This is a genomic window from Streptomyces longwoodensis, from assembly GCF_001514125.1.
Classification (GTDB): Bacteria; Actinomycetota; Actinomycetes; order Streptomycetales; family Streptomycetaceae; genus Streptomyces; species Streptomyces longwoodensis.
In genome coordinates, this window is sequence record NZ_KQ948554.1 from 29,316 (window position 1) to 54,626 (window position 25,311).

24 protein-coding genes are annotated in these 25,311 nt (G+C 73.4%); 19 read left to right on the forward strand and 5 right to left on the reverse strand.

Annotated features, from left to right (window positions below; all coding sequences use genetic code 11):
• Positions 1–344 precede the first annotated feature (344 nt).
• The 11 genes from AQJ30_RS17960 to AQJ30_RS18010 all read left to right on the forward strand — a co-directional run bounded on the left by AQJ30_RS17960 (position 345) and on the right by AQJ30_RS18010 (position 13,239).
• Entirely contained in the window at positions 345–2,033 is a 1,689-nt protein-coding gene (locus AQJ30_RS17960) for a CTP synthase (protein ID WP_067234920.1), read from the forward strand.
• 91 nt (positions 2,034–2,124) lie between these two features.
• Complete coding sequence (locus AQJ30_RS17965; protein WP_067234922.1) at positions 2,125–2,751, forward strand: NUDIX domain-containing protein; 627 nt, start codon at positions 2,125–2,127, stop codon at positions 2,749–2,751.
• A gap of 257 nt (positions 2,752–3,008) precedes the next feature.
• Positions 3,009–5,093 carry a tetratricopeptide repeat protein gene (locus AQJ30_RS17970; protein ID WP_067234924.1) on the forward strand — a complete coding sequence of 695 codons (2,085 nt, stop codon included), beginning with the start codon at positions 3,009–3,011 and terminating at the stop codon, positions 5,091–5,093.
• A gap of 134 nt (positions 5,094–5,227) precedes the next feature.
• Positions 5,228–6,352, forward strand: a complete 1,125-nt coding sequence (gene ald / locus AQJ30_RS17975; RefSeq protein WP_067234926.1) for an alanine dehydrogenase — start codon at positions 5,228–5,230, stop codon at positions 6,350–6,352.
• A gap of 401 nt (positions 6,353–6,753) precedes the next feature.
• Positions 6,754–7,890, forward strand: a complete 1,137-nt coding sequence (locus AQJ30_RS17980; protein ID WP_079084129.1) for a ParA family protein — start codon at positions 6,754–6,756, stop codon at positions 7,888–7,890.
• The gene (locus AQJ30_RS17985) at positions 7,875–8,471 is read left to right on the forward strand and encodes a hypothetical protein (RefSeq protein ID WP_079084130.1); all 597 of its coding nucleotides are present in this window, start codon (positions 7,875–7,877) and stop codon (positions 8,469–8,471) included. The genes AQJ30_RS17980 and AQJ30_RS17985 overlap by 16 nt, the downstream gene beginning before the upstream one ends.
• 18 nt (positions 8,472–8,489) lie before the next feature.
• Complete coding sequence (locus tag AQJ30_RS17990) at positions 8,490–9,599, forward strand: segregation and condensation protein A (RefSeq protein ID WP_067234932.1); 1,110 nt, start codon at positions 8,490–8,492, stop codon at positions 9,597–9,599.
• Positions 9,596–10,258, forward strand: a complete 663-nt coding sequence (gene scpB, locus AQJ30_RS17995) for an SMC-Scp complex subunit ScpB (protein WP_067234934.1) — start codon at positions 9,596–9,598, stop codon at positions 10,256–10,258. The genes AQJ30_RS17990 and scpB overlap by 4 nt, the downstream gene beginning before the upstream one ends.
• 12 nt (positions 10,259–10,270) lie before the next feature.
• Positions 10,271–11,392 carry a pseudouridine synthase gene (locus tag AQJ30_RS18000; RefSeq protein ID WP_067234936.1) on the forward strand — a complete coding sequence of 374 codons (1,122 nt, stop codon included), beginning with the start codon at positions 10,271–10,273 and terminating at the stop codon, positions 11,390–11,392.
• Positions 11,393–11,452: 60 nt separating this feature from the next.
• Positions 11,453–12,217 (forward strand): NUDIX hydrolase, encoded by a 765-nt coding sequence (locus AQJ30_RS18005; RefSeq protein WP_245726983.1) that lies wholly within the window; start codon positions 11,453–11,455, stop codon positions 12,215–12,217.
• Positions 12,214–13,239 carry an ADP-ribosylglycohydrolase family protein gene (locus AQJ30_RS18010; protein ID WP_067234939.1) on the forward strand — a complete coding sequence of 342 codons (1,026 nt, stop codon included), beginning with the start codon at positions 12,214–12,216 and terminating at the stop codon, positions 13,237–13,239. Before AQJ30_RS18005 ends, AQJ30_RS18010 begins: the two co-directional genes overlap by 4 nt.
• Before the next feature lie 26 nt (positions 13,240–13,265).
• On the opposite strand, the gene AQJ30_RS40130 is transcribed toward AQJ30_RS18010, so the two are convergent.
• Complete coding sequence (locus tag AQJ30_RS40130; RefSeq protein ID WP_425424152.1) at positions 13,266–13,520, reverse strand: Rieske (2Fe-2S) protein; 255 nt, start codon at positions 13,518–13,520, stop codon at positions 13,266–13,268.
• Positions 13,521–13,945: 425 nt separating this feature from the next.
• On the opposite strand from AQJ30_RS40130, the gene aroH reads away from it, so the two are divergent.
• From aroH to der, 5 genes are all read left to right on the forward strand, one after another.
• The gene (aroH, locus tag AQJ30_RS18020; protein ID WP_067234944.1) at positions 13,946–14,308 is read left to right on the forward strand and encodes a chorismate mutase; all 363 of its coding nucleotides are present in this window, start codon (positions 13,946–13,948) and stop codon (positions 14,306–14,308) included.
• Positions 14,305–15,390: a prephenate dehydrogenase gene (locus tag AQJ30_RS18025; RefSeq protein WP_067234946.1), complete on the forward strand. Its 1,086-nt coding sequence runs from the start codon at positions 14,305–14,307 to the stop codon at positions 15,388–15,390. The genes aroH and AQJ30_RS18025 overlap by 4 nt, the downstream gene beginning before the upstream one ends.
• 113 nt (positions 15,391–15,503) lie before the next feature.
• On the forward strand, positions 15,504–16,193 hold the full coding sequence (cmk, locus tag AQJ30_RS18030) for a (d)CMP kinase (protein WP_067234949.1): 690 nt from the start codon (positions 15,504–15,506) through the stop codon (positions 16,191–16,193).
• Positions 16,194–16,255: 62 nt separating this feature from the next.
• Positions 16,256–16,843: a lysophospholipid acyltransferase family protein gene (locus AQJ30_RS18035; RefSeq protein ID WP_079084153.1), complete on the forward strand. Its 588-nt coding sequence runs from the start codon at positions 16,256–16,258 to the stop codon at positions 16,841–16,843.
• Between the two features lie 83 nt (positions 16,844–16,926).
• Positions 16,927–18,408 carry a ribosome biogenesis GTPase Der gene (gene der, locus AQJ30_RS18040; protein WP_067234953.1) on the forward strand — a complete coding sequence of 494 codons (1,482 nt, stop codon included), beginning with the start codon at positions 16,927–16,929 and terminating at the stop codon, positions 18,406–18,408.
• A gap of 109 nt (positions 18,409–18,517) precedes the next feature.
• On the opposite strand, the gene AQJ30_RS18045 is transcribed toward der, so the two are convergent.
• Together AQJ30_RS18045 and AQJ30_RS18050 are read right to left on the reverse strand one after the other, a co-directional pair.
• Positions 18,518–18,940 (reverse strand): hypothetical protein, encoded by a 423-nt coding sequence (locus tag AQJ30_RS18045; RefSeq protein WP_067234956.1) that lies wholly within the window; start codon positions 18,938–18,940, stop codon positions 18,518–18,520.
• Positions 18,941–19,007: 67 nt separating this feature from the next.
• Positions 19,008–19,790, reverse strand: coding sequence for a hypothetical protein (locus tag AQJ30_RS18050; protein WP_067234957.1), 783 nt, complete (start codon positions 19,788–19,790; stop codon positions 19,008–19,010).
• A gap of 518 nt (positions 19,791–20,308) precedes the next feature.
• Here AQJ30_RS18050 and AQJ30_RS18055 point away from each other — a divergent pair.
• From AQJ30_RS18055 to AQJ30_RS18065, 3 genes are all read left to right on the forward strand, one after another.
• Complete coding sequence (locus tag AQJ30_RS18055) at positions 20,309–21,031, forward strand: LysM peptidoglycan-binding domain-containing protein (protein ID WP_067235742.1); 723 nt, start codon at positions 20,309–20,311, stop codon at positions 21,029–21,031.
• A 128-nt stretch (positions 21,032–21,159) separates the two neighbouring features.
• Entirely contained in the window at positions 21,160–22,164 is a 1,005-nt protein-coding gene (locus tag AQJ30_RS18060) for a helix-turn-helix transcriptional regulator (protein WP_067234959.1), read from the forward strand.
• Between the two features lie 369 nt (positions 22,165–22,533).
• Entirely contained in the window at positions 22,534–22,749 is a 216-nt protein-coding gene (locus AQJ30_RS18065; protein WP_067234961.1) for an I78 family peptidase inhibitor, read from the forward strand.
• Positions 22,750–22,868: 119 nt separating this feature from the next.
• Here AQJ30_RS18065 and AQJ30_RS18070 read toward each other — a convergent pair whose 3' ends face one another.
• Positions 22,869–23,903 (reverse strand): phosphatase PAP2 family protein, encoded by a 1,035-nt coding sequence (locus AQJ30_RS18070; protein WP_067234962.1) that lies wholly within the window; start codon positions 23,901–23,903, stop codon positions 22,869–22,871.
• A 205-nt stretch (positions 23,904–24,108) separates the two neighbouring features.
• Positions 24,109–25,254 carry a mannosyltransferase family protein gene (locus AQJ30_RS18075; protein WP_067234964.1) on the reverse strand — a complete coding sequence of 382 codons (1,146 nt, stop codon included), beginning with the start codon at positions 25,252–25,254 and terminating at the stop codon, positions 24,109–24,111.
• Positions 25,255–25,311 lie beyond the last annotated feature (57 nt).

A 25,311-nucleotide genomic window follows, 5' to 3' on the forward strand; every position in this document is an offset into this window, starting at 1 on the left:
AACTGACGAGCTCTTGGGGTTCCGGTGGTGACGGGCGGGGGTGGTGCCGTGTGTCCGGCCGTGCTCGGCAGCGAGTGTCCGAGCAGAATACGACGCACGTAGATGATCTGCGTGCCGCTCCGGGCAACCCGTGTGGGCCGAACGGGTGAGCACCGGGTGAGGGACCGGTGTCCGGCCCGTGCCGCGCCCCCCGCCCGGGGAACCGCACGTGGCGGCCCGTGTGCGCAGCGTGGCCGGGAGCCATCACCCGTCGGCGCTGATACCCTGGTAGCCCGTGAGCCGGTGGGTGAGAAAGCCCCCGAACCGCCACCCCAGACCGCGACCACGGGAGCCCCCTCTTGGCCATGCCGCCCGCTGCCTTCCGCACCAGCCCAGCCACGACGACCAAGCACATCTTCGTCACCGGGGGTGTCGCCTCCTCCCTCGGCAAGGGTCTGACGGCCTCCAGCCTCGGCATGCTGCTCAAGGCCCGGGGCCTGCGCGTGGTCATGCAGAAGCTGGACCCGTACCTGAACGTCGACCCGGGCACGATGAACCCCTTCCAGCACGGTGAGGTGTTCGTCACCAACGACGGAGCAGAGACCGACCTCGACATCGGACACTACGAGCGCTTCCTCGACCGGGACCTGGACGGCTCCGCCAATGTCACTACAGGCCAGGTCTACTCGACGGTGATCGCCAAGGAGCGCCGCGGCGAGTACCTCGGTGACACCGTGCAGGTCATCCCGCACATCACCAACGAGATCAAGCACCGCATCCGGCGCATGGCGACCGACGAGGTCGACGTCGTCATCACCGAGGTCGGCGGCACGGTCGGCGACATCGAGTCCCTGCCGTTCCTGGAGACCGTCCGCCAGGTCCGCCACGAGGTCGGCCGCGACAACGTCTTCGTGGTGCACATCTCGCTCCTGCCGTACATCGGCCCCTCGGGCGAGCTGAAGACCAAGCCGACCCAGCACTCCGTCGCCGCGCTGCGCAACATCGGCATCCAGCCGGACGCCATCGTGCTGCGCTGCGACCGCGAGGTGCCGACCGCGATCAAGCGCAAGATCTCGCTGATGTGCGACGTCGACGAGGCCGCCGTGGTGGCCTGCCCGGACGCCCGCTCGATCTACGACATCCCGAAGACCGTGCACGGCGAGGGCCTGGACGCGTACGTGGTCCGCAAGCTGGACCTGCCGTTCCGCGACGTGGACTGGACGACCTGGGACGACCTGCTCGACCGCGTCCACAACCCCACGGACGAGGTCACCCTCGCGTTGGTCGGCAAGTACATCGACCTGCCCGACGCCTACCTCTCGGTCACCGAGGCGCTGCGCGCGGGCGGCTTCGCCAACAAGGCCCGCGTGAAGATCAAGTGGGTCACCTCCGACGACTGCAAGACCCCGGCCGGCGCCGCCGCCCAGCTCGGCGACGTCGACGGCATCTGCATCCCCGGCGGTTTCGGCGAGCGCGGTGTCAACGGCAAGGTCGGCGCCATCCGCTACGCCCGTGAGCACCAGGTGCCGCTGCTCGGCCTCTGCCTCGGCCTGCAGTGCATCGTGATCGAGGCCGCGCGCAACCTGGCCGGCATCGCCGACGCCAACTCCACCGAGTTCGACCCCGCCACCGGGCACCCGGTCATCTCCACCATGGCCGAGCAGATGGACATCGTCGCCGGTGAGGGCGACATGGGCGGCACGATGCGGCTGGGCATGTACCCGGCCAAGCTGGCCGAGGGCTCGATCGTGCGCGAGGTGTACGACGACAAGGAGTACGTCGAGGAGCGGCACCGGCACCGCTACGAGGTGAACAACGCCTACCGCGGGGAGCTGGAGAAGAAGGCGGGCGTCCTGTTCTCCGGCACCTCGCCGGACGGCAAGCTCGTCGAGTACGTCGAGTACCCGCGCGAGGTGCACCCCTACCTGGTCGCCACCCAGGCGCACCCGGAGCTGCGCTCGCGGCCGACCCGCCCGCACCCGCTGTTCGCCGGCCTCGTCAAGGCCGCCGTGGAGCGCAGGCGGGCCCAGGACGCCGGGGAAGAGTCGAAGTAACACATCAGTTGTACGGTGGCCGGGGTGCATACCTTCACGGGTACGCACCCCGGTTTTGTTTTCCGCAGGTCACGCAGGTGAAAGGGCAGGCATGACGATCAAGGACACCCCCGAGGAGTGGGAGATCCGGTCCTCCGAGACCCCCTTCCGGGGCGCCAAGACCTCCGTCCGCACGGACGAGGTGGTCATGCCCGACGGCTCCGTGGCCCGCCGCGACTACCAGGTCCACCCGGGCTCGGTCGCCATCCTCGCGCTGGACGACGACGACCGGGTGCTGCTGATCAAGCAGTACCGCCACCCGGTGCGCCAGAAGCTGTGGGAGATCCCGGCCGGCCTGCTGGACGTGCCCGGCGAGAACCCGCTGCACGCCGCCCAGCGCGAGCTGTACGAGGAGGCGCACGTCAAGGCCGAGGACTGGCGGGTGCTGACCGACGTGTACACCACTCCCGGCGGCTGCGACGAGTCCGTGCGGATCTTCCTGGCCCGCGGGCTGTCCGAGGCCCAGGGCGAGCGGTTCACGGCCGAGCACGAGGAGACCGACCTCCAGCACGCGCGCGTGCCGGTCGACGAGCTGGTCCGGGGTGTGCTGGCGGGGGAGCTGCACAACAACTGCCTCGTCGTCGGCGTGCTGTCCCTGGTCGCCGCCCGCGGCGGGGACGGCCTGGACGTCCTGCGCCCGGCGGAGGCCCCCTGGCCGGCCCGCCCGTTCGAGGCATAGGGGGTGTCTTGTCGGTCAGGCCGGGCTCGCCGACAAGACACCCCCTAGTCCCCGCCGGGGTCCGAGGACCGACACGCGCCCGCGCACACCGCGCTGGCGCGTGTCGGTCCTACGATCTTTTGATCCGATCAGGGGAGTCCCGCCCCGTCACCGCCGTGCACGGCCCGGATCGTCGCAGAGCGTGAACTAGGCTCTGGAAACGCCCGAACCGGAGTCCCGGCGGGCCCCAGGCGTGCGATGGGACGGGAGTGTGGCCCGTGACGGATCAGACGGTGGACACGGACGGCGCCAAGCTGTCGGGACAACCGTCGGCTGAGGGCCACTTCCTGGGCCGCACCCGGGAGTTGAAGGAACTGCTCGCCGACATCGAGCGGGCCGGACTGGACACCATCTCCGGGCGCAAGGCGCCCCGCGCGCGCGTGCTGCTCATCGCGGGCCGCCCCGGATCCGGACGCACCGCCCTCGCCGGGGAACTGGCCCGCCGGGTCGCGGACCGGTACCCGGACGGGGTGCTGCGCGCCCGGCTCAGCGAGCCCGACGGCACCCCCGTCCCCGTCGCCCGGGTGGCCCGCGACCTGCTGACCGCCCTGGACGAGCCGGCCCCGCCCGGCGCCGGCGAGGACGACCTCGCCGCGGCCCTGCGCGGCGCCCTCGCCGAACGGCGCGCCCTGCTCCTGCTGGACGACGCGGCCGGCGCCGACCAGGTCGACGCCCTGCTGCCGGACACCCCCGACTGCCTGGTCGTCGCCGTCTCGGCCGGCCCCCTCACCGGCATCTCCGACGTGCGCCCCTGCACCCTGGGCGGCCTGGACACCAAGTCGGGCCTGGAACTGCTCACCCGGTACACCGGCTCGGTCCGGGTGACCGTCGACCCGTACGCCGCCGAGGGCCTGGTCGAGGCCTGCCAGGGCCAGCCCGCCACCCTGCTGCTGGCCGGGGGCTGGCTCGCCGCCCGGCCCACGTCGGCCGTGGCCGACCTCGCCAAGCACCTGCACGCCGAGGGCGACGAGGGCACCCCGCTCGGCCGGGTCTTCGGGCTGGTCCACGCCGGGCTGCCCGCGCCCGCCGCCCGGATACTGCGCCTGCTCAGCCTCGCCCCGGCCGGCCTGGTCGACCCGCACACCGCCTCCGCGCTGGCCGGCTGCTCGATCGGCGCCGCGCGCACCACGCTGGACGACCTGACCGCCCTCGGCCTGCTGCGCGCGGCCGACTCCCCGCTGCCGCAGTACGAGGTGCCGGGCTGCCTGCACCCCCTGCTGCGGGCCGCCGTCGAGGCGCACGACCGGCCGGCCGAGCTCCAGCTGGCCCGTGCCCGGATGCTGGAGCGGACCGTCCGGCTGCTGCAGTCCTGCCGCGCCACCACCGAGACCGACAGCCCCCAGGCCCGCGAGAAGCTCCAGGGGCTGCCCCGGGCCCTGCGCTTCCCCGGCGCCCGGGCCGCCGCCCAGTGGCTGGACCTGAGCCGGCCCGCCCTGCTCGCCTGCGCCCGGCTCGCCGTCCAGGAGGGGGACCTGGACACCCTGGCCCGGCGGCTGATGTCCCAGCTGGTGCGGGCGATGGTCGCCCACTTCGGCACCCAGGCCGCGGCGCCCGACCTGTACGAAGTCCACCGGCTGGTCCTGGACGTGGCGGAGCGCCGCGACCTGCCCCGGGAGCGGGCCGCCGCCCTGCTGAACCTGGCCGACGTCGACGCCCGCACCGGCCGCACCCGGGCCGCCCTGGTGCGCTACCGGGCCGCGCTGGACGCCGGACGCGAGGCGAACGACCCGTACGCGACCGGCCGCGCGATGGAATCCGTAGGCGGCGCGCACCTGGAGCTCGGGGACTACGACCGGGCCGCCGACTGGTTCGGCCGGGCCCTCGGCGAGCGGCTGGCCCGCGACGAGCGCGCGGACGCCGCCCGCCTTTACGGCCGGATCGCCACCGCCCACACCTACGCCGCCCGCTACGGCGAGGCGCTGCGCAACTGGCGGGCCGCGGCCGCCGCCCACCGCAAGCTGGGCGACCTGGCCGCGCAGGCCCGAGCGGTCAGTGAAATCGCGCGTGTTCAAGAGTACGCGGGCCGGCCCGAGGAGTCGCTGCGCACCTGCCGCGAGGCGGTGGAGGCGGCCCGCCGGGCCGGGGACCACCGGCTCCAGGCGGCGCTGAACCTGCGGCTCGCCGACACCCTGGAGCACCTCGGCGACCCGGCCGCCGCCCACCTGCACCGCGCGGCCGCCGAGCGCATCCTGGGGGAGGAGGCACCCGAGACCGGGGGGCCGCCGGAGGGGTCCGAGCGGCAGGACCAGCCGGAACACGCTGCTAACGCCTGCGAAATCCGCAGTACACCCGCTGAAGATTGATGCAAAGGAAGGCTAGACAGCGGGAACACCTTCATTAGACTGGCTCTGTCGCACATTCTCCTGCGATGCATCCCGGTATGCCCTCTGCGGCCGGGTATGCCCTGCCATGCCCCACACCCTCTGAGCCAAGGACCGTGATCGACGTGAAGGTCGGCATCCCCCGCGAGGTCAAGAACAACGAGTTCCGGGTGGCCATCACCCCCGCCGGTGTGCACGAGCTGGTGCGCCACGGCCACCAGGTCGTCGTCGAGCGCAACGCCGGCGTCGGCTCGTCGATCACCAACGAGGAGTACGTCGCCGCCGGCGCCCAGATCCTGGAGACCGCCGACGAGGTCTGGGCCGCCGCCGACCTGCTGCTGAAGGTCAAGGAGCCGATCGCCGAGGAGTACCACCGCCTCCGCAAGGACCAGACCCTCTTCACCTACCTGCACCTGGCCGCCTCCAAGGAGTGCACGGACGCGCTCATCGAGTCCGGCACCACCGCGATCGCCTACGAGACGGTCGAGCTGCCCAGCCGCGCCCTGCCCCTGCTCGCCCCGATGTCCGAGGTCGCGGGCCGGCTCGCCCCCCAGGTCGGCGCCTACCAGCTGATGCGCGCCAACGGCGGCCGCGGTGTGCTGCCCGGCGGCGTCCCGGGCGTGCTGGCCGCCAAGGCGGTCGTCATCGGTGGCGGCGTCTCCGGCTGGAACGCCGCGCAGATCGCCATCGGCATGGGCTTCCACGTCACCCTGCTCGACCGGGACATCAACAAGCTCAAGGAGGCCGACAAGATCTTCGGGACGAAGATCCAGACCGTCGTCTCCAACTCCTTCGAGCTCGAGAAGGCCTGCCTGGAGGCCGACCTGGTGATCGGCGCGGTGCTGATCCCCGGCGCCAAGGCCCCGAAGCTGGTCACCAACGAGCTGGTGTCCCGGATGAAGCCGGGAAGTGTCCTTGTCGACATCGCGATCGACCAGGGCGGCTGCTTCGAGGACTCCCGTCCCACCACCCACGCCGAGCCGACCTTCACGGTCCACGAGTCGGTCTTCTACTGCGTCGCCAACATGCCCGGCGCGGTGCCCAACACCTCCACCTACGCGCTGACCAACGCGACCCTGCCCTACATCGTCGAACTCGCCAACCAGGGCTGGGTGGACGCGCTGCGCCGCGACCCCGCGCTGGCCAAGGGCCTCAACACCCATGACGGCAAGGTCGTTTACCGGGAGGTCGCCGAGGCGCACGGCCTGGAGCACGTGGAGCTGGACTCCCTGCTCGGCTGACCGACGGGATCAAGTCGTCCCCGGGTAAAAGGCGATTCGTCAACACAGGTGGTCAACGACACGCGACCGGCCGGACCTTGCCCCACAAGGTCCGGCCGGATGTGTGTATGGTCACTTTGCGATTCTCGGTCAACTCGCCTCGAACGCAACCCTTCGACCGATTCGCACACCGGTGGAACCTGCTGTGCGACGGCCGTACGCCCTTGACAGCGGGATGTTTCATTGCCGACACATCGGGCCGGGTCCGGCGGATTGTGTTGCTGCGGACGCCCGACACGCCATAGAGTCGCCAATCGTCGGCATGGTGCCACGCTGACCTGTCTAGAAGTTTCCTGGTCACCAAGGAGGTAAGACGACTTGTGAATGAGTCGACATTTTCTCCCGGGGGTGGTCAACCAGGAATGCCTGCACGGGACCAGGGTCCCGCGGGCGTCGAGGCTGTCGGCTCCGTCGCTGTCCGAACCTTCGCAGCCCACCAGAGCCAGAACAGCCCCCACACGGCTCTGTCAGCACCCCAGAGCATGGACGGTCATCACGTGAACGCCATGGCCGGCGACGGAAGTGGCGCGCCCCGCAACCACTTCGCCGACTACGACGAACTGCCCGAAGGGCACTTCTACGACCCCGACGCCGAGTACGAGCCGGACCCGGAGTACGCGGCCACGCTCGCGCCCGACGCGGCCCGCCAGCGCCGTGAGCGCATCGGGCCGACCGGACGCCCGCTGCCGTACTTCCCGATCCCGGGCCCGCTGACCGACCACGGCCCCGCGACGATCATCGCGATGTGCAACCAGAAGGGCGGCGTCGGCAAGACCACGTCGACCATCAACCTGGGTGCCGCGCTCGCGGAGTACGGCCGGCGGGTGCTGCTCGTGGACTTCGACCCGCAGGGCGCGCTGTCGGTCGGTCTCGGTGTCAACCCGATGGAGCTCGACCTCACGGTCTACAACCTGCTCATGGAGCGGGGCATGTCGGCCGACGAGGTCCTGCTGAAGACCGCGGTCCCCAACATGGACCTGCTGCCGAGCAACATCGACCTGTCGGCCGCCGAGGTCCAGCTGGTCAGCGAGGTGGCCCGGGAGTCGACGCTGCAGCGCGCGCTCAAGCCGCTGATGTCCGACTACGACTACATCGTCATCGACTGCCAGCCCTCGCTCGGCCTGCTGACGGTGAACGCGCTCACCGCCGCCCACAAGGTGATCGTCCCGCTGGAGTGCGAGTTCTTCGCCCTGCGCGGTGTCGCGCTGCTCACCGAGACCATCGAGAAGGTCCAGGAGCGGCTCAACCCGGAGCTGGAGCTCGACGGCATCCTGGCCACGATGTACGACTCGCGCACCGTGCACAGCCGCGAGGTGCTCGCGCGCGTCGTCGAGGCGTTCGACGACCACGTCTACCACACGGTCATCGGGCGCACGGTCCGCTTCCCGGAGACGACGGTCGCCGGTGAGCCGATCACCACCTACGCCTCCAACTCCGTCGGCGCCGCCGCCTACCGCCAGCTCGCCAGGGAGGTGCTCGCCCGGTGTCACGCCGAGTGAGTCTGCCGGGGGCCGACGAACTCTTCCGCACGACAGGGGGAACGGCGCTCCAGCCGTCCACGCCCCGGCGTCCGGGCGGCGAGGCCCGCGTGCCGGGTCCCGCCGCGGACGGCGACGCGGCGGTCGCGCCCGCGGCCAACGGGTCGGCAGCGCCGGCCCCCGGCGACGGGGACGCCCCGCCGTCCGTGCCGGCACAGGGCGGCGAGGGCGCGGAGCACGTCGCGGCCGACGCGGACCCCGAGGGCGGGGAGTCCCGCAGCCGGGGCGCCGGGGACCGCTCGGGACGGCGCACTGCGGCGCAGGAAGGTTCTGCCGGGGCCGCGGACGCGGCGCCGCGCAAGCGGGGACGGGCGGCGGCACGACGGCCCAGCGGCCGCGAGCGGCACGACGAGAAGATCACCGTGTACGTCTCCGCCGAGGAGCTGATGGACCTCGAGCACGCCCGTCTGGTGCTCCGGGGCGAGCACGGGCTGGCCGTCGACCGCGGCCGGATCGTCCGCGAGGCGGTCGCCGTGGTCCTCGCCGACCTGGAGACCCGCGGGGACGCCAGCATCCTCGTACGACGGCTGCGCGGGCGGTAGCGGTAGCCTGCGGGGGCGATGACCTCGAACGACCCTCCCCGCGGCCCCGGTGCACCCGGCGGCCGCCGGCGTGCGCTGGGCCGGGGACCGGGGGTGGGGCCGACCCCCGAACCGGCCGCTGGGCCGACCGCCGAGCCGGTGGCGGAGCCGGTCGTGGAGCCGGTTGTGGAGCCGACCCGTGAGCCGGTCGCCCGGCCCACCGTGGAGCCGGTGGCGCACCGTGTCGCCGCGCCGGTGGCCGAACCCGTCGCGGAGCCCGTCGCCGGGCCGCCGGCGGCGGCTGAGCCCGCCCCGCCCGCCGACGCTCCCGAGCCCCCCGACGGCGTCTTCACGGTGCGGCTCGCCAACTTCGAGGGGCCCTTCGACCTGCTGCTCCAGCTGATCTCCAAGCACAAGCTGGACGTCACCGAGGTCGCGCTGTCCAAGGTGACCGACGAGTTCATGGCGCACATCCGGGCGATGGGCCCGGACTGGGACCTGGACCGGATGACCGAGTTCCTGGTCGTCGCCGCGACCCTGCTCGACCTGAAGGCGGCCCGGCTGCTGCCCGCCGCCGAGGTGGAGGACGAGGGCGACCTGGCCCTGCTGGAGGCCCGCGACCTGCTGTTCGCCCGGCTGCTGCAGTACCGTGCGTACAAACGGATCGCCGACATCTTCACCGCGCGGCTCGACGAGGAGGCCCGCCGCTGGCCGCGCACGGTCGGCCTGGAACCGCACCTCGCCGAGCTGCTGCCCGAGGTGGTCATCAGCATCGGCCCCGAGGGCTTCGCCCGGCTCGCGGTCAAGGCGATGCAGCCCAGGCCCAAGCCGCAGGTCTACGTCGACCACATCCACGCCCCGCTGGTCAGCGTGCAGGAGCAGGCCCAGGTGGTCGTGGCGCGGTTGCGCGAGCTCGGCGAGGCCAGCTTCCGCGCGCTGGTCGAGGACACCGACGACACCCTGACCGTGGTGGCCCGGTTCCTGGCGCTGCTGGAGCTGTACCGGGAGAAGGCCGTCGCCCTCGACCAGGAGACCGCCCTCGGCGACCTGCTGGTGCGCTGGACCGGCGGTGACGGGGACGGGACACCGCGGGTGACGGACGAGTTCGACCGGCCGCCCGAGCCGCCGGAGCGGGAGGAGGAGGCATGAGCGGGGACACCACCGGTACGGCCGAAGGGGCCCCGGCCGGCTCGCGCACCGTGGCCGGCCTCGACCTCAAGCCGGCCCTGGAGGCCGTCCTCATGGTCGTGGACGAGCCCGCGACCGAGGAGCACCTGGCCAGGATCCTGGAGCGGCCCCGGCGGCAGATCGCCGACGCGCTGCGCGAGCTGGCCGACGAGTACACCGTGCAGGGCCGCGGTTTCGAGCTGCGCTTCGTCGCCGGCGGCTGGCGCTTCTACACCCGGGCCTCCTACGCGCCCGCCGTTGAACGGCTGGTGCTGGACGGTCAGACGGCCCGGCTCACCCAGGCCGCGCTGGAGACGCTCGCGGTGGTGGCGTACCGCCAGCCGGTCAGTCGCAGCAGGGTCTCGGCGGTGCGCGGGGTCAACTGCGACGGCGTGATGCGCACCCTCCTGCAGCGCGGTCTGGTCGAGGAGGCGGGCGCGGAACCCGAAACAGGTGCGATCCTGTACAGGACGACGACCTACTTCCTGGAGCGGATGGGCCTGCGCGGCCTGGACGAACTCCCGGAGCTCGCGCCCTTCCTCCCGGAGGCCGAGGCGATCGAGGCCGAGACCCAGGAAGGCGTGCCGTCGTTCGATCCGGACGCACCCGATGCGCCGGACGCCGAGGACGCAGACGACTAGACGGAACTTTTGATGCGAAGCAGCAGCGGCAGGAACAGCAGCGGAAACAACGGCGGGAGCCGTGGTGGCAACAGCGGCGGCCGCGGCGGGAGCAGCGGCGGGCGCGGCAACTACCGCGGCGCCGGCAACGCCCGCGACGACAAGCAGGGCGGCCGGCCGAAGAAGCCGCGCCCGGAGGAGCGGCGCTACGACGTGGGCCCGGGCGCCACGCAGGACGGCCCGAAGTCGGGCCGCGGCGCCTCGGCGCGCGGTGGCGCCAAGGGCGGCCCCCGGCAGGGGCAGGGTACCGGGCGCGGCCGTACCGCTCCGGCGAGTTCCCGTGAGTACGACGCCCGCGCCGAGGAGCGCAACCGCGAGCGGTACGCGGGCAAGAAGGACGTGCGGCCCCCGAAGACCTTCCCGGGCGCGGAGCAGGAGGGCGAGCGGCTGCAGAAGGTCCTCGCCCGCGCGGGCTACGGTTCCCGGCGTGCCTGCGAGGAGCTGATCGAGCAGGCCCGCGTCGAGGTCAACGGCGAGATCGTCCTGGAGCAGGGCAAGCGCGTCGACCCGGAGAAGGACGAGGTGCGCGTCGACGGACTGACCGTCGCCACGCAGTCGTACCAGTTCTTCTCGCTGAACAAGCCGGCCGGTGTGGTCTCCACCATGGAGGACCCCGACGGGCGGCAGTGCCTCGGCGACTACGTCACCAACCGGGAGACCCGGCTCTTCCACGTGGGGCGCCTGGACACCGAGACCGAGGGCGTCATCCTGCTCACCAACCACGGTGAGCTGGCGCACCGCCTGACCCACCCGAAGTACGGCGTGCGCAAGACCTACCTCGCGCACATCGTCGGCCCGATCCCGCGCGACCTGGGCAAGCAGCTCAAGGACGGCATCCAGCTGGAGGACGGCTACGCGCGCGCGGACCACTTCCGAGTGGTCGAGCAGACCGGCAAGAACTACCTCGTCGAGGTCACCCTGCACGAGGGGCGCAAGCACATCGTGCGGCGGATGCTGGCCGAGGCCGGGTTCCCGGTCGACAAGCTGGTCCGGGTCGCCTTCGGCCCGATCACCCTCGGCGACCAGAAGTCGGGCTGGCTGCGACGGCTGTCCAACACCGAGGTCGGCATGCTGATGAAGGAAGTCGACCTGTAGACATCCGCCTTGTGGGCGACCCCCACCCCCTTTTATAGTCGACCTGACTATTAAAAGGGGGTGGACGGGGTGGGCGGTGAACTCCCGCGCGAAGAGCACGACGGGCACGGCACCTACGACAAGTACGCCCACGAGCCCTTCGCGGTCACCGTCGACCTCGCCGTCCTGACCCTGCGCGGGGGCACGCTGCACGTGCTCCTCGTCGAGCGGGGCCAGGAGCCCTACGCCGGCCGCTGGGCCCTGCCCGGCGGCTTCCTGCTGCCCGACGAGTCCGCCGAGGATGCCGCCCGCCGCGAACTCGCCGAGGAGACCGGCCTCGCCGACGTGTCCGGACTGCGCCTGGAGCAGCTGCGCACCTACAGCGAGCCCGGCCGCGACCCCCGGATGCGCGTCGTGTCCGTCGCGTTCACCGCGCTGCTCCCCGACGCCCCCGAGGCGCACGGCGGCGGCGACGCGGCCCAGGCCCGCTGGGTCCCGTACGACGAAGCCCGCGAGCTGGCCTTCGACCACGACCGGATCCTGGCCGACGCCCGGACCCGGATCGGCGACCGGCTGGAGAACACCTGTGCCGCCACCGCCTTCTGCCCGCCCGAGTTCACGCTCGGCGAGCTCCAGCAGGTCTACGAGGCGGTGTGGGGCACCCCCCTGGACCGCCCCAACTTCCGGCGCAAGGTGCTCGCCGCGCCCGGCTTCGTCGCCCCCGTACCGGGCGGCGCGCGGCTGACCGGCGGCCGCGGCAAACCGGCCGCGCTCTACCGCGCGGGACCCGCCGCGACCCTCCACCCGCCCCTCCTCCGACCGCAACGGGAAGGACGTACGACATGACCGACGCGACCCTCGGCGACCAGCGCGCCGCCACGGGAACCCTGCTGGGGCTCGCCCTGGGCGACGCCCTCGGGTTCCCGACCGAGTTCAACGATGTGCCGTCGATCATCGCCAAGTGCGGTCCCTGGCGGGAGATGGAGCTGCCGGGGAAGGCGTTCGTCTCCGACGACACCCAGATGACCCTCTCGGTCGCCCGTGCGCTGCGCACCGCCATGGACCGGGGCGTGCTCGGTCCCCGCGGTCTGGAGGGGCCGCTGCGCGAGGAGTTCGTGAAGTGGTACGAGTCCCCGGACAACAACCGCGCCCCCGGGCGCACCTGCCTCACCGCGTGTTCCCTGCTCAAGGAGGAGGGCCGCGCCTGGCAGGACGCCAGCCAGATCGGCTCCAAGGGCTGCGGCGCCAACATGCGGGTGGCCCCGGTCGGCATCGTGCCGGGGCTGAGCGACGACCAGCGCGCCGGCGCCGCCCAGCTCCAGTCCGGGCTCACCCACGGCCACCCGACCGCGCTCGCCGCCTCCGACCTGACCGCGCACGCCGTGCGGCTGCTCGCCCGGGGCACCGCGCCGGGCGGCCTGGTCGACGCCCTGCGCGCGTACGCCCGGGACAACCGCGGCCGCTACCACCACGACTGGCTCGGCGACCTGTGGACCCGGGCCCAGGACCCCACCCCCGAGCACTTCATCGGGCGCGGCTGGGACGAGTGCCTGCGCGTCCTGGACCGCCTGGAGGCGGCGCTGCGCAGCCCCGACCCCGAGGAGGACCCGTGCCGGGCCACGGGGGAGGGCTGGATCGCCGAGGAGGCGCTGGCCACCGGCCTGCTGTGCTTCTTGCTCTTCCCCGACGAGCCGGTGACCGCGCTGCGCCGCGCGGCCTGCTCCTCGGGCGACTCCGACTCGATCGCCTGTCTCGCGGGCGCCTTCGCGGGTGCCTACGCCGGTGCCGGGGCCTGGCCCACCGCGTGGGCGGACCGCATCGAGCACGGCAGCGAACTGGTGACCCTCGGCGCCCTCTGGGACGCCTGAGCCGGGCCCGCCCTCCGGCGGTGCGCTCAGGCCGGCTCGATCGAGTCGCCCTGGACGGTGATCCGCTCCGCCGGCAGCGGCCGGGACGCCGGGCCACGGGCCACCGAGCCGTCCTCGATGCGGAACTCACTCCCGTGGCAAGGGCAGTTGATGGTGCCGCCGGCGACCGTGGCCACCGTGCAGCCCTGGTGGGTGCAGATCGCCGAGAACGCCTTGAACTCGCCCTGGGCGGGCTGGGTGACCACGACCTTGCGGTCCGCGAAGACCTTGCCGCCGCCCACCGGGATGTCGGACGTCTTCGCCAGCTCACGGCCGCCGGAGGCACCCGCCGAGGGCGTCCCCTCGGACGCGCCCCCGGACGAGCCGTCGCCGCCGGACCCGCCGCCGCACCCGGCGGCCAGGGCCGCCGCACCCGGCGGCCAGGGCCGCCGCGCCGGTGACGAGGAGGACCGTGCGGCGGGGAGCGGGGTGGGTCATGTCGTCACTCCGGGGATCGGGAGAACCAGGAACCGGACCAGGCCGGGCGCGCCACCATCGAAGCGGACGCCGTATCCGACGTAAAGGGGGCGTACGGGTTCATTCCCTCCCTAAGTGTCCGGCGGGGCGTCCCGGCCGTCTCACCGGGCGGGCGGCCCGCGCCCGGCGGCCGGTGGCTGACTACGCTGGACTACGCGAAGCGATCAGCACGTCAGCAAGGAGCAGCATCGTGGCGGTACGAGCGGTCCGGGGAGCCGTCCAGCTGGAGCGGGACGAGGCCGGGCACATGGACGAGCAGGTCGGCGCGCTGCTCACCGCGGTCCTGGAGCGCAACGGCCTGACCGCCGACGACCTGATCAGCATCTGGTTCACCGCCACCCCCGACCTGCACAGCGACTTCCCGGCGGCCGCCGCCCGCAAGATCGGCATCGTCGACGTCCCGCTGATCTGCGCCCAGGAACTCGACATCGAGGGCGCCATGCCCCGGGTGGTGCGCATCCTCGCCCACGTCGAGTCGGACCGGCCGCGCTCCGACGTCGCCCACGTCTACCTCGGCGCCGCGGCCGCCCTGCGCAAGGACATCGCCCAGTGAGGACCGCACTCGTCATCGGGACCGGGCTGATCGGCACGTCCGTCGCCCTGGCCCTCGCCCAGCGCGGGGTCGTCGTCCACCTCGACGACCACGACCCCGAGCAGGCCCGCACGGCCGCCGCGCTCGGCGCCGGCACCGAGGAGCCGCCCGCCGGCCCCGTCGACCTCGCGGTCGTGGCCGCGCCACCCGCCCACGTGGCGTCTCTGCTCGCCGACGCCATGACGCGGGGCGTGGCCCGCGGCTACCTGGACGTCGCCAGCGTCAAGGGCGGCCCCCGCCGGGAGCTGGAGGCGCGGGGCCTGGACCTGTCGGCGTACATCGGCACCCACCCGATGTCGGGCCGGGAGAAGTCCGGCCCGCTGGCCGCGACCGCGGACCTGTTCGAGGGGCGCCCCTGGGTGCTCACCCCCACCCGGGACACCGACACCGAGGTGCTCAACCTGGCGCTGGAGCTGGTCTCGCACTGCCGGGCCGTCCCGGTCGTGATGGACGCCGACGCCCACGACCGTGCCGTCGCCCTCGTCTCGCACATGCCCCACCTGGTCTCCAGCCTGGTCGCCGCCCGCCTGGAGCACGCCGAGGAGTCGGCGGTACGGCTGTGCGGCGGGGGCATCCGGGACGTGACCCGGATCGCGGCGTCCGATCCCCGGATGTGGATCGACATCCTCTCCGCGAACCCGGGGCCGGTCGCCGACCTGCTCTCCGACGTCGCCGCCGACCTGGACGGGACCGTGCGGGCGCTGCGCGCGCTGCAGTCCTCCGACGAGGACAAGCGGGGCGAGGGCGCCGCCGGGATCGCGGACGTGCTGCGGCGCGGCAACGCCGGCCAGGTCCGGGTGCCCGGCAAGCACGGCTCGGCGCCGCGGGCGTACGAGGCCGTCGTGGTGCTCATCGACGACCAGCCGGGGCAGCTGGCCCGCATCTTCGCGGACGCGGGGGCGGCCGGGGTCAACATCGAGGACGTGCGGATCGAGCACGCCACGGGCCGGCAGGCCGGACTGGTGCAGCTCATGGTGGAGCCGAAGGCCGCCCTGCTGCTGTCCGCGGCGCTGCGGGAGCGGGGCTGGGCGCTGCGGCAGTAGGCCGGGAGCCCACCCGGGGCTGGAAGGAGGGGTCCGCGCGCCCGGTAACCTGGTGCGGGGTGCCCTCGCGTCCCGCACCCGCTCACCACCTCGCACCAGGAAGGTGTCCCCCCGTGGAAAACGGCGCCGCCCAGCCCGTGATTGTCGCCATCGACGGCCCCGCCGGCACGGGCAAGTCGAGCACGTCGAAGGCCGTGGCCACGCAGCTCGGCCTGAGCTACCTCGACACCGGGGCCCAGTACCGGGCGATCACCTGGTGGATGGTGACCAACGGGATCGACGTCGAGGACCCGCACGCCGTGGCCGCCGCGGCCGGCAAGCCGGAGATCATCTCGGGCACCGACCCGGCCGGCCCGACGATCACCGTGGACGGCGTCGACGTGGCGGGCCCCATCCGCACCCAGGAGGTCACCTCCAAGGTCAGCCTGGTCAGCGCGGTGCCCGAGGTGCGGGCCCGGATCACCGAGCTCCAGCGGTCCGCAGCGGCCGGCGCCGAGCGGGGCATCGTCGTCGAGGGCCGGGACATCGGCACGACGGTGCTGCCCGACGCCGACCTGAAGGTCTTCCTCACGGCCTCCCCGGAGGCCCGGGCCGCGCGCCGCAGCGGCGAGCTGGGCCGGGGCACCGACGTGAAGGCCACCCAGGAGGCGCTCGTCGCGCGGGACCGCATCGACTCCAGCCGCACGACGTCCCCGCTCGCCAAGGCGGACGACGCCGTCGAGGTCGACACCACCGAGCTCACCCTGGACCAGGTCGTCGAGTGCGTGGTGACCCTCGTCGAGGAGAAGCGGGCCGGGAAGTGAGCGGACCCTCCCTGCCCTCGGAGCGGGGCGCAGAGGTCGGGCGGCGCATCGGCGTCGGCCTCATGTACGGGCTGTGGAAGCCGCGGGTGCTCGGCGCCTGGCGGGTGCCCGCCACCGGCCCGGTGATCCTCGCCGTCAACCACTCCCACAACATCGACGGACCCATGGTCATGGGCGTCGCGCCCCGGCCCACCCACTTCCTGATCAAGAAGGAGGTGTTCGTGGGCCCGCTCGACCGCTTCCTGACCGCCATCGGCCAGGTCGAGGTCGACCGCTCCACCGCCGACCGCACGGCGATCAGCCGGGCACTGGCGGTGCTGGAGGGCGGCGGCGTCCTCGGGATCTTCCCCGAGGGCACCCGCGGCGAGGGCGACTTCGCCTCGCTGCGCGCCGGGCTGGCCTACTTCGCCGTGCGCAGCGGGGCGCCGATCGTGCCCGTGGCCGTGCTGGGAAGTTCCGGGCGCGGCGGACGGTTGGTCAAGGCGCTGCCCCCGCTGCGCAGCCGGGTCGACGTGGTCTTCGGCGACCCGTTCCAGGCGGGCGACGGCTCCGGGCGGCGCACCCGCAAGGCCCTCGACGAGGCCACCGAACGCATCCAGAAGCAGCTCGGGGAGCACCTGCACCACGCCAGGCGCCTCACCGGGCGCTAGGCGACACTGAGTAGTGGATCACCCGGGCACACACCCCGGCCGGTCCACCGATCACCACGAAGGAACGACGAGGTACGCACTTCATGAACGACCAGAACCAGCCCGGCGACTCGGCTGAGCACGAGTACGACCACGGGGCTCTCGGCGACGCCGAGTACGCGCAGTTCATGGAGCTCGCCGCGGAAGAGGGCTTCGACGTCGAGGACGTCGAGGGCGCCATCGAGGAGGCGGGCCACGGCCCGCTGCCCGTCCTCGCCGTCGTCGGTCGGCCCAATGTCGGCAAGTCGACCCTCGTCAACCGGATCATCGGACGCCGCGAGGCCGTCGTCGAGGACAAGCCGGGCGTCACCCGCGACCGCGTGACCTACGAGGCCGAGTGGGCGGGCCGCCGCTTCAAGGTCGTCGACACCGGCGGCTGGGAGCAGGACGTCCTCGGCATCGACGCCTCCGTGGCCGCCCAGGCCGAGTACGCGATCGACGCCGCCGACGCCGTCGTCTTCGTCGTGGACGCCAAGGTCGGCGCCACCGACACCGACGAGGCCGTCGTCCGGCTGCTGCGCAAGGCCGGCAAGCCGGTCGTGCTGTGCGCCAACAAGGTGGACGGCCCGAGCGGCGAGGCCGACGCGGCCTACCTGTGGAATCTCGGCCTCGGCGAGCCGCACCCCGTCTCCGCGCTGCACGGCCGCGGCACCGGCGACATGCTCGACGCCGTCCTGGAGGCGCTGCCCGAGGCCCCGGAGCAGAGCTTCGGCACCGCCCTCGGCGGCCCGCGCCGCGTCGCCCTGATCGGCCGCCCGAACGTCGGCAAGTCCTCGCTGCTGAACAAGGTGGCCGGCGAGGAGCGCGTCGTCGTCAACGAACTCGCGGGCACCACCCGCGACCCGGTCGACGAGCTGATCGAACTCGGCGGCAAGACCTGGAAGTTCGTCGACACGGCCGGCATCCGCAAGCGGGTCCACCTCCAGCAGGGCGCCGACTACTACGCCTCGCTGCGCACCGCGGCCGCCGTCGAGAAGGCCGAGGTGGCGGTCATCCTGATCGACGCCTCCGACAACATCTCGGTGCAGGACCAGCGGATCGTCACCATGGCGGTCGAGGCGGGCCGCGCGATCGTCCTCGCCCTCAACAAGTGGGACACCCTCGACGAGGAGCGCCGCTACTACCTGGAGCGGGAGATCGAGACGGAGCTGGGCCAGATCGCCTGGGCCCCGCGCGTGAACGTCTCGGCGCGCACCGGCCGGCACATGGAGAAGCTGGTCCCGGCGATCGAGACGGCCCTGGCCGGCTGGGAGACCCGGGTGCCGACCGGCCGGCTGAACGCCTTCCTCGGCGAGCTGGTCTCGGCCCACCCGCACCCGGTCCGGGGCGGCAAGCAGCCGCGGATCCTGTTCGGCACGCAGGCCGGCACCAAGCCGCCGCGGTTCGTGCTGTTCGCCTCCGGCTTCATCGAGGCGGGCTACCGGCGCTTCATCGAGCGGCGGCTGCGCGAGGAGTTCGGCTTCGAGGGCACCCCGATCCACATCTCGGTGCGGGTGCGCGAGAAGCGCGGCGCGAAGAAGAAGTGACCGGCTGAGCGCCCGGCCGGGCCACCGGCCGGGCCCGGCGACGACGAAGGGGCGGCCCGTGGGGGCCGCCCCTTCGTCGTCGGTGCGGGGTGTCCGGGGTGCCGCGCCGTCAGTAGCCCCGGCGCGGTGCCGGCGGGAGCGCCGACGGTACGGGGGTCATCCCGGTGTGCGCGTGCTGCTGGCCGAGCGTCCCGACCCGCTGCCAGCCGCCCGGCGCCTGCTGCCCGAGGCCCCGGCGGGCGCTCTGCGCCCCCGCACTGTAGGCGCCGTAGGAGCTGCTGAACGACCCGGGCCGGGGGGCCTCGTCGTACGGGTCCGTGCCGTGCGGGAGGCTCCCGTTCCCGAAGGCGGTGAAGCCCAGCTCCTCCTCCCCGCTGCGGTCACCCGGCAGCGCGCGGAAGGACCTGACGTACTCCGCGTAGAGCGCGTCGTAGATCGGCGTGGCCGAGGGCCCGCCGGAGGAGTCCTGACCCGGTCGGGCGGAGGGGATCGACGGGAGGGACGGGCGGCGGGGGGAGTCGTATGCGTGCACGTAAGTCCAAACGACCGGCCGCGGGAAGGGATGCGGTACCCGGCCCCTCACCTGCGGGGGAAGCGGGTCACGTGCCCGCCAGGGGCAGCGCCGCGGCGACCAGCCGGCCGTTGGCCGCGGCCTTGTCGAGCGCGTCGCGCAGCAGGTCCTCGCGCGGCTGGCGCCCGATCGAGCCCACCGGTGCCGCGAACATCAGCACCTGCTGGTGCTTGTTGGCGGCGGTCCGCCAGCCCTCGGTCACCTGGAGCGGGTGGTGCGCCTGCCACCAGGCCACCGGCTGGCCGCCGTCGGGACCGGGCTGGAGCACGGCGTGCAGCTGTCCCATCGCCACCAGCACCGACCACCCGTGCCGGACCGGCGGCGCCTCGGTCAGCTCGGTGACCGGCAGGAAGCCCTGCTCGATGAGCAGCGGCAGGAAGTCGTCGCCGGTGCCGGTCGCGCCCGGCCGGACGATCGGCGCGGTCGGCTCGACGACCAGCGCGGGGTGCAACTCGCCCGCGATCAGCACGAGTCCGCTGGTCACGCCGAGCACGGCCTGCTCGGGCACGACCTTCTCCGGCTCCAGGTCGGCGCCGTCGCCGCCGATGGACCGTACGGCGCCCCGCAGTTGTTCCTCGGTGACCTGGACGACCTGGGAGGGCAGACAGGTGGCGTGGGCGAAGGCGAGGACGGCGGTCTCGTCCCCGATGAACAGGACGGTGCTGGTGCGCTCGTGCTCGGAGTCGCCCGGGGTGCGGCAGGACGTGCAGTCGTAACTGCCCGGGGCGTTCTCTCCGGCGAGCAGCCGGTCGGCTTCTTCGTCGCCGATCTCGGCGCGTACCTCGTCGCTGACGTCGAGCATGCGCGGCACGGGTGGCTCCCTCGGATGCGGTGCGGTGACGGGCCGGGTGGCTCCCCGGCCCATGAAGAAGACAACGGGCGACCTGTGGCGGGAGTCACGCGGTACGGCGAACGGAATGGGACCCTCGGACGCGCTCGGTCACGGAGCGAACGGAACAGGACACTCCCTGTCAGATCACGTGGAGGTCACGACCAGTGGTTCCGTGAACTGACTCACAGTTTGCCCGAGTTGAGGCCCGACATGTCGGGACGATCAGGGGCAGAGCGCCTGGCATGATCGAATTGCTACCCCCGGTAACCCTGAACTGGCCTGCGGAAACGGGGAATTGGTTGATAACGACCCGTCAGCATCCCTAGATTGCTCCGCCGTGTGCAACGAGCACCGCTCGGGTACGTCCACCGGCCGCGCAGAGCAAGACACGCGCAGCACCACCGCCGGCGGACGGGACGGAGCACGGCGACCGCCTTCCCTGTGCGGTCGGCGCGCCCCGTTCGGGGGGAAGCCCGGGTCAGCAGAGAGGGATGTACATGTCCGAGTGTGCCGATACCACCCGCGAGAACACCCGCGCCACCGGCAGCACGACGCGCACCGCGGCGGTCCTCGCCGGGGCGGCGCTGCTCGCCCCGCTGGGAGTGCTGGCCGCGACCGGCAGCGCCGACGCGGCGGACGGCGGGGTGTGGGACCGCATCGCCCAGTGCGAGAGCGGCGGCAACTGGCACATCAACACCGGCAACGGCTACTACGGCGGGCTGCAGTTCTCCGCCTCCACCTGGCGCGCGTACGGCGGCACCGCCTACGCCGCGACGGCCGACGGGGCCACCAGGGACCAGCAGATCGCCGTCGCCACCAAGGTCCAGGGCGCCCAGGGCTGGGGCGCCTGGCCGGTCTGCTCGGCACGGGCCGGCGCGTCCGGCGGCGCACCCGCCGGGACGGCGTCCACCGGGTCGGGCTCCTCCACGAAGACGTCGAAGGGCTCCGGGGAGCACCACACGCGGCAGAACGGTGCCCCGTCGCAGAGCGGGACGCGCAAGAACACCACGACGCACAAGGGCGCCCAGGCCGCCGAGCGGTCCGCCGTGCCCGCCTCGCGCGGCGCCTCCCGCGGTGACTACACCGTCCGCCAGGGCGACACGCTGAGCACCATCGCCGCCGCCAACGGCACCACCTGGCAACGCCTGTACGCCGCCAACCAGGCCGTCGTCGGCGGCGACCCCGATCTGATCGTGCCCGGCCAGCGGCTCCTCTTCTGAGCCGGACGCCCCGGTACGCACGCACCGCCGTGCGCCGGCCCTGCCCGGTCCGTCGACCAGGCGGGGCCGGCCCGCACCCGGCCACGGGCGCCCACCGCCCGCCCGGGACCGGCTGGCAGACTCGCCCCATGCTGGAGACCTCCGCCCGACTGCTGCGTCTGCTCTCCCTGCTCCAGGCCCACCGGGAGTGGTCCGGCGCCGAACTCGCGCAGCGGCTCCGGGTCACGCCACGCACCGTGCGGCGGGACGTGGAGCGGCTGCGCGAGCTGGGCTACCCCGTGCACGCGAGCCCAGGCACCGGCGGCGGCTACCAGCTGGGCCCCGGTGCCGAGCTCCCGCCGCTGCTGCTGGACGACGACGAGGCCGTCGCCGTGGCCGTCGGGCTGCGCACCGCCGCCGGGCAGGCCGTCGAGGGCATCGGTGAGAGCTCGGTGCGGGCGCTGGCGAAACTGGAGCAGGTGCTGCCGCACCGGCTGCGCCGCCGGGTGGGCGCGCTCACCGAGTTCACCGTGCCGATGGCGCGCGCGGCGCAGCCGGCCGCCGTCGACCCGGCCGTGCTCACCGAGCTCGCCCACCTGTGCCGGGACGCCGAGCGGCTGCGCTTCGCCTACACCGGCGCGGACGGCACCGCGACCCGCCGTACCGTCGAACCGCACCGCCTGGTGTGCAGCGAGCGCCGCTGGTACCTGGTGGCCTGGGACGTCGAGCGCGCCGGCTGGCGGACCTTCCGGGTGGACCGCATCACCCCGAAGCCGCCGCACGGACCGCGCTTCGAGCCGCGCGAGCCGCCGGCCGAGGACCTCGCCGCGTACGTCGCCGAAGGGGTCTCCACGCGCGTGTACGCCGAGCACGCCACCGTCCGGCTGCTGGTGCCGCTGGAGCGGGCCGCCGAGCGGATCTCCCCGTCCGCCGGGACGCTGCGGGCCGACGGACCGGACGCCTGTCTGCTGCGCACCGGGGCGGGCAGCCTCGACGTGATGGTGATCCACGTGGTGATGATGGGCTTCCCCTTCGAGGTGCTGGATCCGCCCGGGCTGACCGAGGCGCTGCGGCGGACCCGGGACCGGCTCGACGACGCCCTGGCCCGGTCCGAGGGGGCGTCCGGTCCGCCCCCGGCGGAGGGGACCCCCTAGAGGACGGGCCGGCAGGTGTGGCGCGCTGCGCCGGGGGCATACGGAGACGATGTGCGGAAGCCGTGTATTTCTCATGCGCCGTCGGCTTCCGCCCACAGGCGTGTCCGGAGACCGCCCGGAAGGTAAAGCGTCGGGTTACCGGGGGTTCTCCGGCAAGGCACCCGCGCGTTATTCGAGAAGCGGTTCCGGCCCCCGGGGAATTACGTTCGAATAGGGGCCGGCGGTGCGCCGAGTTGCCGTTCGGAGTGACGGAACGCGGTCAAACCAGGATCGGCACGCTGTGACAGAAGTGTGACAGGAGGGGCGCGCGGGGTCCGGCGGCACCGGCGCGGGCTTCCGGCTCCGGGCCCGGCGGCCTAGCGTGGCCGTATGGCACCCATTCCCACGCCCCCGGCGGAGCCCCACGACAGCACGGACGCCTACGTCGGCCTGGAGGCCGAGCGCGCCGAACGGCTCGCGCGCGAACGGGGGTGGACGACGGTGCGCACCCTGCCGCCCGGGGCGATCATCACCATGGAGTACCGCGTGGGCCGGCTGAACTTCGAGGTCCGCGACGGCCGGGTGGGCCGCGCCTGGAAGGGCTGACCCGGCACCCCGCCCCGCCCGTCGTACGACGAAGGCCCCGGTTCCTCGCGAGGAACCGGGGCCTTCGCTGCGGGGCCCGGGCTGTGCGTACCGGTGGGCTCCGCCGCTCCTGCGGCCGGTCAGCCGCCCGCCAGGGGCCGGGTCGCCGAGGCCGCCGTACCGCGCGGCAGACGGTCCGCGTGCGGCGGGCGCCGGCTGCCGACGGGGGTGACCGGGGTGCGCTCCGAGCGGCCGCCGTGCGGGCCCGGGGCCAGGTACGCGGGCGGCCGGGGAGCCCGGGCCGCGGTGACCGCATCCCGGGCGGCCGCGGCCTCGTCGTCCTGCGACGCGGCCGGGCGGGCGGCGAGCGGGACCTGGACGGGGACGGGGGCGGTGGGCGCCGGGACCGGGACGGGGCGGCGGGAGCGCCAGCGGTCGCGCAGGTCCAGCAGGCCGTCCTCGGCGCGGGCGATGACCGGCTCGCACCAGGGCAGCGCCAGCAGCACCAGCAGGCCCGCGGCCCAGCCGAGCAGCACGTCGCTCAGCCAGTGCGTACCGAGGTAGACGGTGGCCAGGCCGACGCCGAGCGAGGTGACCGCGGACAGCGCGGACAGCCAGCGGCGGGCCCGCGGGGTGGAGGCCAGATAGGCGAGGATGCCCCAGGTCACGACCGCGTTGGCGGTGTGGCCGCTGGGAAATATATCGCCGCCCAGACCCATCTCGTTCGAGCCGATCGTGGTCGCGTAGTGCGGGCCCAGCCGGCCCATGCCGATCTTCGCGGCGCCGACCGTGACGTTCAGCAGCAGCAGGGAGGCGCCCAGGGTGAGCAGCGGGCGCAGGGTGTGCTGGCGCCAGGAACGCCAGCCGAGCCAGGCGGCCACCATCACGGCGGTCGGACCGCGCTGGCCGAGGACCACGTAGTAGTCGACGAACCAGTGGATGCCCGACCACTGCTGGTACGGCCGGAAGAACATGACCTGCCAGTCGAGGCGGACCAGCCAGGACGTCGTCACCACGAGCCACACGATCGCCAGGTAGAAGCCCAGGGTCGCGGACAGCAGCGCGACCCGGTGCCGGCTCATCCTCGGCACATCGAGGTGGGCCGGGCGTTCCGGCTCGCGGTCGAGCCTGGCGAACACCCGGTCCAGACGGGTGAGGTTCCGTTCGGTACGCACCCAATCGACGTTACAGCGAGTGAGCTCGCATCTCCGTCGAATCCACGGGTTTGTGATGACGATGTGATGTGGGATTGCTCTCAGGCAGCCGGTTAATTCTTGAGGAATGACGGTCGCAGAATGTGCTTCCCTTTATTTCCTTTGATCATTCCGGCTCGGGTTGCGGGGGATGTCAAGAGGTGTTAAACGCAGGTCGGCCCGGAATTCACGGGGGACCGGACCCGTTCAGCCACCACGCTCCGTACACCGCCGAGGCCACCGCCGCACCCACCGTGACCAGTGCCGCCCCGCGCGTCCGCAGCCGGGCCAGGGCGCGGGCGAGCGGGAAGAGCAGCGGGAACGCCGGCAGGAGCAGCCGCGGCTTGGAGCCGAAGTAGCTCGACGCGCACAGCGCCAGCGCGAGCACGACGCCCGTGTACACCAGCAGTGCGAGCGGCTGGCGCTGCCGCACACCGGCGACGTACAGCAGGACCAGCGCCGCCACTCCCGCGACCAGGCCGAGACCGGCGAGCGCGCCCGGGAACGACGTGAACTTGTCGGCGACGAAGCCGGCGAACGCCCGCCCGCCGTCGAAGCCGTTGCGCCAGCCGGCCTGGACGTCGAGGTAGCCGAAGGGGCCCCGGCCCGTGCGGTGCCCGACCCACAGGACGTAGCCCGCCGTGCCGAGCGGGGCCAGGACGAGGCCGACGGCCCGGCGCGCGACACCCGGGGCACGCCCGCCGCGCGGGAACAGGCCCGCCGCCCACACGGCCGCCACGACCGCCAGGCCGACCGGGCGGGTCAGGCCGCACAGCGCGGCCAGGGCGCCCGCCGTCACCCAGCGGCCGGTCAGCACCGCGTACAGCGACCAGGCGGCCAGCGCCGTGAACAGCGACTCGCTGTACGCCATCGACTGCACGATCCCGACCGGCAGGACCGCCCACAGCAGGACGGCGCACACCCCGGCCCGACGGCCGTACAGCAGGTCCGCGACCGCGAAGATCCCCCAGGCCGCCGCGAGCGAGGCCAGGAGCGAGACGGTGAAGCCGGCGTCGGCGTAGGACAGCGGGGTCGTCGCGTGCAGCAGCCGCTCAAGCCAGGGGAGCAGCGGGAAGAACGCCAGGTTGGAGTGGACGTCGCCGTTCGGCAGGCGCACCTCGTAGCCGTAGCCCAGCTCGGCCACGCGCACGTACCAGAGGGCGTCCCACCGGGCGGTGAGCAGTCGGTACGCGCTTGTGTCGCGCGCGGCGCTCCACAGGGCCAGCACCAGCAGGCCCAGGGCCCGTACGGCGGCGTACCCGAGGAGCGCCGGAGCGGCCCGGAGCGTCGTGGGGGCGCTCGGCGGGGCCACGCGCGTGTCGAGATCGGTCACGGGCTCGATTATCGACGCCCCGCGACCGGCCGGTTCCGCCCCTCGTGCGGACCGCCC

What these genes read in the sequence shown, in the direction of transcription:
- AQJ30_RS17960 (WP_067234920.1), top strand. Translation starts at nt 345, where the DNA reads ATGCCGCCCGCTGCCTTCCGCACCAGCCCAGCCACGACGACCAAGCAC.
- AQJ30_RS17965 (WP_067234922.1), top strand. Translation starts at nt 2,125, where the DNA reads ATGACGATCAAGGACACCCCCGAGGAGTGGGAGATCCGGTCCTCCGAG.
- AQJ30_RS17980 (WP_079084129.1), top strand. Translation starts at nt 6,754, where the DNA reads ATGCCTGCACGGGACCAGGGTCCCGCGGGCGTCGAGGCTGTCGGCTCC.
- AQJ30_RS17990 (WP_067234932.1), top strand. Translation starts at nt 8,490, where the DNA reads ATGACCTCGAACGACCCTCCCCGCGGCCCCGGTGCACCCGGCGGCCGC.
- scpB (WP_067234934.1), top strand. Translation starts at nt 9,596, where the DNA reads ATGAGCGGGGACACCACCGGTACGGCCGAAGGGGCCCCGGCCGGCTCG.
- AQJ30_RS18000 (WP_067234936.1), top strand. Translation starts at nt 10,271, where the DNA reads ATGCGAAGCAGCAGCGGCAGGAACAGCAGCGGAAACAACGGCGGGAGC.
- AQJ30_RS18010 (WP_067234939.1), top strand. Translation starts at nt 12,214, where the DNA reads ATGACCGACGCGACCCTCGGCGACCAGCGCGCCGCCACGGGAACCCTG.
- AQJ30_RS18035 (WP_079084153.1), top strand. Translation starts at nt 16,256, where the DNA reads ATGTACGGGCTGTGGAAGCCGCGGGTGCTCGGCGCCTGGCGGGTGCCC.
- der (WP_067234953.1), top strand. Translation starts at nt 16,927, where the DNA reads ATGAACGACCAGAACCAGCCCGGCGACTCGGCTGAGCACGAGTACGAC.
- AQJ30_RS18055 (WP_067235742.1), top strand. Translation starts at nt 20,309, where the DNA reads ATGTCCGAGTGTGCCGATACCACCCGCGAGAACACCCGCGCCACCGGC.
- AQJ30_RS18060 (WP_067234959.1), top strand. Translation starts at nt 21,160, where the DNA reads ATGCTGGAGACCTCCGCCCGACTGCTGCGTCTGCTCTCCCTGCTCCAG.
- AQJ30_RS18065 (WP_067234961.1), top strand. Translation starts at nt 22,534, where the DNA reads ATGGCACCCATTCCCACGCCCCCGGCGGAGCCCCACGACAGCACGGAC.